Raw genomic sequence first — 1,221 nt, 5'->3', positions numbered from 1 at the left:
GGGTTCTACCCCGTTTTCGCGGACAGTTGAGTTAAGGCCGTGAAGGCCCGATCCCGAACCTCGATTCTGCGTTGCATTCGGGGATTGTGGAAGCGTTCGATGTAGTCAAAGACGTCGGACCGTGCCTCGGCCAGGGTCAGGTAGCGGCGGCGACGGACGCGTTCGCGTTTGATCATGCCGAAGAAGCCCTCAGCCGCCGCGTTGTCAGCGCAGTGACCCACAGCGCTCATGCTGCTTTGGATGTTGTGATCAGCGAGAAAGCGCTGATACTCGCCACTGGTAAATTGCGTACCGCGATCCGAATGCAGCACCAGCGGCTCCCGATCAGGACGCTGCCAGCAAGCCATCAGCACCGCCTTGATCACCATGTGCCGATCCTGGATATCGGACATCGACCACCCAACGATCTGATGGTTGAACAGATCGAGCACGGTGCACAAATACAGCCACCCTTCGGCAGTGTGGATGTAGGTGATGTCCGTCACCCACTTCGTGTTGGGCTCCAGCGCCGAGAAGTCGCGTTCCAGGTGATTCCTTACGTGATCCGGTCGCACACCCGTGCGCTTGCGCTGCCACGAACGCTTCTGCGGCACACCGAACAAACCGTCCCTGGCCATCAGCCGGGCGACACGATTACGGCTGGCCGTCTCGCCGGCATAGGACAGATCCTCATGCATGCGCGGCATGCCCATCACGCCATCGCTGGCGGCATGGAGCTCCCGTATTCGGGCCAGCAAACGCTGGTTGTCGGTGGCACGAGCGCTCATCGGCCGTTTGTTCCAGGCATGAAAGCCACTGGTCGACACCTTCAGGCATCGACACATCAGCTGGACAGGGTAAAGACCGCGACAGCGTTGGATCGTCTGATACTTCAGCTCGATTCCCTGGCGAAGAACGCTGCCGCATCGCGCAAAAAATCTCTCTCCTTCTTCACCCGGGCCAGCTCGCGCTTGAGGGTCGCCATCTCCTGGTCGCGGGGCACGCCTGAGCCGGTGAAGGCCTTGGCCTTATCCGTTTCCAACTCACGTCGCCAACGGCCCAGAACCCCCGCACCCACGCCAATGTCGCGGGCCACCTGACTGAGCTGCGCACCTGGCTGACGGGTTAGGCCGACGGCCTCCCGCTTGAACTCGTCGCTGAACTTTCTTCGCTTGGACATGACACTCCTTTTTGACCATGATCGGTCTTCTTAGAAGTGTCCGCGTTAACGGGGTAGAACCC

Annotated in this window: 1 protein-coding gene; it reads right to left on the bottom strand. The window is 60.4% G+C overall.

All coding sequences use genetic code 11. From position 1 onward, the window contains the following. Positions 1–5 precede the first annotated feature (5 nt). Positions 6–1,159, bottom strand: a protein-coding gene (locus CIW53_RS17585; RefSeq protein ID WP_149366015.1) for an IS3 family transposase whose coding sequence is annotated in 2 segments (ribosomal slippage) — positions 6–919 and positions 919–1,159 — 1,155 coding nt in all. Because the reading frame shifts where the segments join, the coding sequence is not laid out codon by codon here. Positions 1,160–1,221 lie beyond the last annotated feature (62 nt).

The sequence above is a fragment of the Rhodanobacter sp. T12-5 genome, assembly GCF_008329435.1.
Lineage (GTDB): Bacteria > Pseudomonadota > Gammaproteobacteria > Xanthomonadales > Rhodanobacteraceae > Rhodanobacter.
Note: the sequence above shows the minus strand (reverse complement) of the source record. Positions and strands in the feature narration are given on the sequence as shown.